The following is a 7,011-nucleotide window of genomic DNA, read 5'->3' as shown; positions in this document are numbered from 1 at the left end:
TTCTGTGAGGGGTGTTGAAGTCGAAGCATAAGACAGAATAATGTGACACTCTCCAAACCGAAAGGGGAGAGTAACAGGGAACACAAAGCATGTCTAAGTGTGACGGCCATATTATATCTACTCGACCCGAATTCGCTCAGTGATTCTAGCCGGTTTTATGAGCTTTATCGGTTGCCAGCATGTTGCAACAACGGTGAAACCTGTTAAAACAAATGTTACGGCCGAGAAGATCTCAACGCAGACCGTTGTCAAAGACATGAATACTGTAGCGATTTTCCCGCTTGCGGATTACTCGAAAGAACAGTCTTTTTTACGAAATCCCCGCTATGGAATCAATTTAAAAGTAATAGAGGCGATCACTGACGGACTTGTTTCGCGGGGGATCACTGTCCTCAATCAGGAAGATGTTACCGGTTTTCTGATTTCAGAAGGAATTATTGCGGTAATGAATAAAAACGTGGAGGATGTATCAAACCCTCAGTGGGAACTGATGAATAACCCTCATGAAAAAGTGCAGCAGGCAAATCTTGTTCATATGATGGCTCAGGATACGACGGGTGATTTTAGCGATAATAAGGTCTTAGACGGCGTGAAAGTCGGTCTCTCGAAAGGCAAGGTAAAAGAAATAGGCAATACACTGGGAGCTGACAAAATTATCCGTGGACAGATTATTGAATATGGTTTTAATGAAACGAAGAGTTTAAACCCTATAAATGGGTGGCTCGCGGTACTTGTTGGCGGACTCGCTGAAGGATCAGGCGCGTTTGTGTATCAACAAGGGTACGAAAAAGGATTGCCTGATTCATCGGGGATTAGTAAGTATGTTTACAGCAACGATATGGGCTCAGGACCGGGCGCCAATATTCCACCAAAACTCTCAAACTGTTATGTCCAGATTCAATAAATGGTAGCAGCTACCATTTAAAGTTGCTGCTAAAAGATGTGAATTCGGGGGACGGATCACTTAATTATAAGGTAAGCTACATAAAATGGGGTCTTGAATCGTGAATTTTATTTTGCTACAGTAGGAAAATAGAGTTGCACCTAGTTTTTATGTTTTTTTGAATTTATTTCCAATCCTCTGTTTTTAATATCCCAACCACATATCTCAATGATCTCATCGGATTATCGATCTTATATTGAGATATTTTACTAGAAGACGCTTCAATTCAAATCAACTAAATGGTAGCTGCTACCATTTATCTCTACCATTTATCTTTTTTGCTGATCCTTATTGATATTTATATACTACGTTATCAGGGCGTATTATTCAATAGGCTGCTTTGTCTTCACTATCAAACAAAGTCCAATAAAATCAATAATATGTTAGGTAATTATTAATTATAATTATAGTACTTGACAGCCTTATTATAAGGCTATATAACACTTAGTATGATGATAGATAATCAAAATATTAAAAAGATTCTTTCTGCTTTGGATAAGCAAATCGGAATTAGTCAAGGAGCTCCTATCTCTATAGTAGTATGTGGTGGTACTGCGCTTTTTGCCCTCAAGTTGATTCTGAGAACAACTAAAGATGTCGATGTAATAGGCAAAATTTCAATGTCGCATGGCCGGATAAAGATAGAGAAAATAGATGAATTTCCTGAATGGTTTGAAAAAGCGGCGAAAATTGTCCAAAGAGATTTTAATTTGCCGGATAATTGGATAAATACAGGACCGGCAAAACAGATTGAGACAGGACTGCCGAATGGTTTTGAAAAAAGGCTGGTTAAGAGAGCATGCGGAGAATATCTCACGGTATATTTTATAAGCCGCTTGGATCAGATACACTTTAAGCTTTACGCGTCGCTTGATCGCGGCGGATATCATACAGATGACCTATTTGCGCTGAAACCGAGTAGTGAAGAAATATTGATGGCATCTCAATGGGTTCTAACACAAGATGTCTCTAGTGAGTTCAGGGATATATTAAAAAGTTTTCTTATGGAAAAGGGATATGAAAATATCGCCAAACAATTTTAAGGAAGAATTACAAAATAAACTTATTGAACTCCATTGGAAACAATGGACAGCGCTAGGGCTATCATCAAATGTTAAAGAACAGAGTAGATGGTTCATAGATCTCGAAAGCCTGATATTGTCCACATTGTTTATAGGTAGGTTTGATAAAAGACTTTTAGGTGAATCATTAGGATGGATATTAAAAAACAGGAGATATATAAACCTTTCCAGGCTCAAGAATCTCAGCAAACATTTTCTGGAAAAGATCAAATATCCGAATGGGCCGTTGATCATAGAAGGCTTGATCGATCTGATCGAAGAGATTCAAAGGACAGCTGACAGCAAGATCGGGGGCATCGATATTGATTCAGTATCACAGTCTTTTCCGGAAGAATATAGCCAGACTATAAGGAACATGGTATTAAAAAATTCTGTTGTTGAACCACAGGTTAAAAAAAACGCATCTATGCAATTGCATCTTAGATGTATTTTTGGGGTGAATGCCAGAGTCGAGATACTACTTTATCTTATGACGATTAAAGAGGGTAATTCAAATAGGATCGCTAAGGAGATATTTTATAATCAGAAAATAGTGTACAGAATTCTTGAAAGCTGGTCAGGGGCAGGTTTTCTTGCAAGGCAGAGGAAGAAAAGAGAGACTCTTTATTTACTTCAGGATGGATCTATGTTCGTGAAGAGCATATCTGACGTGGAAAAGTTCCATTACATTAATTGGGGTGAGTTTTTCACTTTTTTTGACAATTTACTGCTTGTTCTTGATGCGGAACCGTGGTCCTCTGACGCGTATCTTGTCTCTTCTTCATTCCGGAACGTTATTGAAGAAGCGATAATTACGGGAAGATATTTCGATATAACCTATCCGGATATAAAACTGTATCAGGGAGACAGCTTTTTCCATCCCTTTGCCTCAAAGACCCTTGATATTTTAACAAAAACTCTGAAGTAAGACCAGGAAAAGGTGTCTGTTCTCCCCTTTTCCACCTATTATTGTATGAGATATAATAATATAAAATAGTAATAAATGGCATTCTTATTGTTATATAGCAGGCTATAAATTCGGGGGACGGATCACTTGAATAAATGGTAGCAGCTACCATTTAAAGTTGCTGCTAAAAGATGTGGGCTTGATTATTTAACTAAGATACATACCCTTAGGCACACTTTTGCAAGCCATTTTGTTATGAAAGGCGTAGATTTACCTGCTGTAAAGAAACTTATGGGGCATTCAGATATAGATACCACAATGATCTATTCACATCTTGCGGATGAACATGTCGATAAGGCAGTTGATAAGTTAACATTTTGATAAGAGTAGTATAAAAATTTGTCGGAATAATATGATTATAGAAACACCAAAATGTCCAAAATGCGGAGCGACGATGTTATTAAAAACATCGCGACAGGGCCGTTATGCTGGTCGACAATTTTATGGTTGTCCAAACTGGAGAACTACATGTAGGGGAGTTATTGTTAATATTGGAGATGATGAACAGCCGCAGGTTGCTGGAGAACAGCTACTCGAGTCACAAGACAAGCTTACTCGCCCGCCCGTTATATTGAATGCGCGAGAACGATTTGAGACCTACCGTTCCCTTTTTTTCCAGAATATAGCAGTTGCAAAAGAGTTGCTGGATCTTATTAATAAAGGCGAGATTGCTAGAGACCAGGTTGGGTTTTATGGGCAGTGGCGCGTTGATTTTCCTGAATCAATAACAAGCGAAGTGTCAGCAAGGGATAGGCAAGTATTACTTGCTGCTAAAAAGATATTAACGCGCGGAAGACTTACGCTTCTATCTCCCACTCTTGAAGCAAGCTTGCGGAATGCATTTTCTCCATGCGAGTTTGATGCTTCAAATATAGATCTAATGCACTATCTCGCTTTAATTAATCCAAACCAGAATACCACGGCACAGTTTGATGGAAAAGCACAATCGATATTTAGCAACAAAACGCCGGAGAAGTATTTTTATGAAGATGTTTTACATAAGTATTTGGGGCCCTACTATAAGAAATTTGTCATACCGCAGGTGCAGTTTTTTAGCTTGGTGGGGGATCAGAATAGTGCAGACCCGTTTGTTTATCAGCAAGCTGATTTTCTAATTACAACCCCAACAAAATCGTTCATTGTTGAGATAGACGATCCAGGACATGATAGCCATCAATCCCGTGATGACAACCGAAACATGCTCTTGCAAAATAAAGGTTTTCAATCTATCAGAATTACCAATCAAGAATTAGCGGACGATGCCGGTGTTAATTTCCAAGAACTTATCAATGCGCTTGACGGTAGTAAAATAGAAATAATTAATTCTATTTCCGCTACTGATAAATATTTGCTTGCAATCAAGCTGGCTTATCAATTTCAAATGACGGTTATTGAGGCCTTAATTGCTGGCTCGTTGCCACTTAATCAAGGCAAAGTAACCATTTATTTTGACTCTAATTCGGTAACATTTGAGAAACATGAAACCGATATAATTATAGAAGCAGCTATGGCTGACTTATTGGAACTAATGCACAACTTTTGTGCGCTTTATGGCGTGGACAATGACTTTAGTAATATATCTGCTACTGTTACTACGCAGCCTAGTGCAGTGGATGGTGTGATAATTACTTTTGATGAAAATCAATGCACGAAAGGTGCTCGTTTTGTGATTCAGGATATCACGTTTCCTTATACTATTGCGCATAGCGAGGAAAGAACCTCTGGTATTCAGATTGTCGAACCACAGGAGACAATATTACAATACTTCTTACACTATATATTTAGATTTGAAACTTTTCTTGAGGGGCAGTTTGAGGCAATTCTTAGGGCTTTAGAAGGAAAGGACGCAGTAGTTTTGCTTCCTACCGGAGCAGGTAAATCAATAGCTTTTCAATTAGCGTCTTTGGTTTTACCTGGTGTAACGGTTGTAATTGATCCCATTACTGCATTGATTGATGACCAAAAAGAGAATCTATTTCGTTGCGGTATAGATAGAGTCGAGGGAATTACCAGTCAGACTGAGGGACCTATTCGTTCACAGTTAATTCAAGCGTTTTCTAGGGGAGAATATATATTTTGTTATGTTGCCCCCGAACGATTACAGAGTGATGAATATCGCAATAACCTTAAAGCGCTAACAGTTAATGTTCCCATTGCATTGATCGCAATTGATGAGGCACATTGCGTTTCCGAATGGGGTCACGATTTTCGCACGGCATATTTAAATATTGGGAGAACAACTAGAGAGTATTGTAAATCACATGGAAGAGTACCTCCACTATTGGCGCTTACAGGGACAGCTTCAAACGCTGTATTACGCGATGTATTGCGTGAGTTGCAAATAAAAGATTTTGAGGCAATTATAACCCCAGAAACCTTTAATAGAAAAGAACTGCATTTTGGAGTGTTTGAATGTAAATCAGATCAAAAAGCAAATGTTATGCGTTCGGTGTTTCAACAGTATCTTCCAAATGTATTGTTTTCATCATTCGGAAGTTTCTATCGCATACAAAATGAAAAAACAAATTGCGGCATAGTATTCTGCCCTTGGGCGGGTGGTTCTTACGGAGTTGTTGAAAACACACGAGTGCTTTCAATGCTTGGTGTGGAAGTAAGATATTATAGTGGAAAAAAACCTAAAGGATTATCTGCTGGAATAAATTGGGCACAATTGAAACGTCAAAATGCAAGCGATTTTAAAAACAACAAATATCCGATCCTAGTTGCGACAAAATCATTTGGCATGGGGATAGACAAACCCAATATTAGATATACCATTCACATTGGCCTTCCCAGTTCTATAGAATCTTTTTATCAAGAAGCTGGGCGAGCTGGACGTGATAGGAAAACTGCCCAGAGTATTTTGCTCCTTTCAAATGATTTCAAAGAAAGGACAAAGAAACTATTGCATCCGGATGCTACCATTGACGAGCTCAATAATATAATAGAAAAAGAGCGTGACTGGGATACCGATGACGATGTTACTCGCGCGCTTTGGTTTCATTTGAATGCATTCCGTGGCGTAGATAAAGAACTCACCGATATTCATAACATAATGAAAGGAATTGGTGATTTTGAGACGGCAAGAAAAGTAAATATAGTATTTAAGAACAATAATCGAGGAAATATTGAGAAAGGCGTACACCGCCTGCTGTTGCTTGGTGTTGTTAGTGATTACACAATTGATTATCCTGCGAAAGATTTTTGCCTTGTACTTTCTGGTGTGACCAAGGATCAAGTCATCGAGCATTTTTGTCGTTATGTTGAGGGGTATAATCGGGGGCGTGTAGCACAAGAATATATCAAAATCCTAGAGTATAAGGATTTACCTTTTACCGATTTTGTTCAGCAGGCGGCAAAAATTCTTATTGGTTTCATCTATGACACAATTGAGAAAGGCCGCAGGCGCGCATTTCGTGAGATTCTTTCCATGGCGGAGGCGGCAGTTTCAGCTGGTAGTAATCAGGACGATTTCATAAGGGATAGGATACTGCGCTATCTCGAAACAACATACTCGGAAGAAATTCAACAAGTATTGGATGATGTTGGCTCTTTCACAAATCTCAAAATTATTTTTGATGGTGGGGTTATAGCAGAGTCAGGAGAAGCAATTGGGGGAGTGAGGTCTCCTCGTGACTCTGCGGAAATTCGTGGTCAGGTTTCAAGGTATCTTGAATCATACCCGGATCATCCAGGGTTGCTTATGTTGCGTGCTCTTTCCGAAACATATTGCATTAATCCGGATTATGAACTTGCATTTCAGAATATTGAAGCGGCGTGTGATTTTGCGGTTTCTAAATATCGGATTCCAAAAAATACACTCTATGATATTTTGACATGGTTGTTGGGGAGGATTTACAATCGCAGCACTTTGATATATGATGATTATGTAGTATTGTTAATTGAATCATTAGATGACCGTGAGTTTTTAAAGGCCTTAATCAACAACGGAGACGCTGATGAAAATATGATATTTGTTCCAGCAGTTTGTTTGTTTAATCAGATTTCCAATAAAGCAGTACAAATCTTTAATTCATAGG

The 7,011-nt window shown here is 38.7% G+C and carries 4 protein-coding genes and 1 pseudogene; all 5 read left to right on the top strand.

The window, feature by feature from the left end:
• The first annotated feature begins 157 nt into the window (after nucleotides 1-157).
• The gene (locus P9M13_02750) at nucleotides 158-904 is read left to right on the top strand and encodes a hypothetical protein (GenBank protein MDP8262204.1); all 747 of its coding nucleotides are present in this window, start codon (nucleotides 158-160) and stop codon (nucleotides 902-904) included.
• A gap of 488 nt (nucleotides 905-1,392) precedes the next feature.
• Nucleotides 1,393-1,986 (top strand): hypothetical protein, encoded by a 594-nt coding sequence (locus P9M13_02745; GenBank protein ID MDP8262203.1) that lies wholly within the window; start codon nucleotides 1,393-1,395, stop codon nucleotides 1,984-1,986.
• Entirely contained in the window at nucleotides 1,961-2,932 is a 972-nt protein-coding gene (locus tag P9M13_02740) for a hypothetical protein (GenBank protein MDP8262202.1), read from the top strand. Before P9M13_02745 ends, P9M13_02740 begins: the two co-directional genes overlap by 26 nt.
• 162 nt (nucleotides 2,933-3,094) lie before the next feature.
• Nucleotides 3,095-3,292, top strand: a pseudogene (locus P9M13_02735) (tyrosine-type recombinase/integrase).
• A gap of 73 nt (nucleotides 3,293-3,365) precedes the next feature.
• Complete coding sequence (locus P9M13_02730) at nucleotides 3,366-7,010, top strand: RecQ family ATP-dependent DNA helicase (GenBank protein ID MDP8262201.1); 3,645 nt, start codon at nucleotides 3,366-3,368, stop codon at nucleotides 7,008-7,010.
• Nucleotide 7,011 lies beyond the last annotated feature (1 nt).

This window comes from Candidatus Ancaeobacter aquaticus, from assembly GCA_030765405.1.
Taxonomy (GTDB): Bacteria; Auribacterota; Ancaeobacteria; order Ancaeobacterales; family Ancaeobacteraceae; genus Ancaeobacter; species Ancaeobacter aquaticus.
The sequence above is the reverse complement of the archived record's forward strand: the minus strand, read 5'-3'. Positions and strand labels throughout refer to the sequence as shown.